The 701-nt window shown below is 67.6% G+C and carries 1 protein-coding gene and 1 pseudogene; both read right to left on the reverse strand.

Going from position 1 to position 701, the window contains the following annotated elements; all coding sequences use genetic code 11:
• Window positions 1-542 (reverse strand): annotated as a pseudogene (locus A5681_RS14475) (cytochrome P450); the annotation flags it as partial.
• Window positions 543-597: 55 nt separating this feature from the next.
• A partial coding sequence (locus A5681_RS27445; protein ID WP_197498604.1) for a lipoprotein LpqH occupies window positions 598-701 on the reverse strand: 104 nt, incomplete at its 5' end.

Genomic DNA, 701 nt, shown 5'->3' on the forward strand with positions numbered 1-701 from the left:
ATGTCGCTGATGATCGCGACGGGAAGCTGCGAGCAGTACCGTCCCACGATGTCGACGACCGGGGAGGCGCCGGACTCGGCGGCCAGCCGGTCCAACAGTTCGGTGGCCGTCTGCTCCACGCGGTCTCGCAACGCGGCGACCGCACGGGGGGTGAACACCGCCGACACCGTCTTGCGGTACCGGGTGTGGTCCGGCGGCTCGACGGCGAGCAACGACGGCGCACGAAGCGGATGCAACAGGTCGTCGCGGGTGCGGCCCTCGAGCCATCGCAACGGCCCCGGCAGGTTCGCGCCGAACATCACCACGCGGAAATCGTCGGAGCGCAGCAGCTCATGGGCGAGCGCATGGTCGGCCGTCAGGTAGCTGACGCGGCCCTTGACCAGCGGTCCCGCGGCCCGCAGTTCGTCGTAATAGGCCACCGGGTTGGCGGCCACGTCCGGATCGGCGATCAGCCTGGCGTGCAGGTCTCCCCGCCGGACCCCGAGCGTCGCCACGCCCCGGATGAATCCGTGCATTGCCAACCAGTGCAGTCGTTCCCTCACCCGGCCCCTCCATTGATCGATGTCTTTCGAGACTAGGCCGCAATCCCCGGTCGGGTCAGCACTCGGCGATGATCTTGAACTCGGTCGTGATGACCTTGTTGGGGTTGCTGCTGTTGATGCCGTAGGCGCTGCCGGCGATGGTGAACGCATCGTTGGTGA

The sequence above is a fragment of the Mycobacterium scrofulaceum genome (genome assembly GCF_001667885.1).
Classification (GTDB): Bacteria; Actinomycetota; Actinomycetes; order Mycobacteriales; family Mycobacteriaceae; genus Mycobacterium; species Mycobacterium scrofulaceum_C.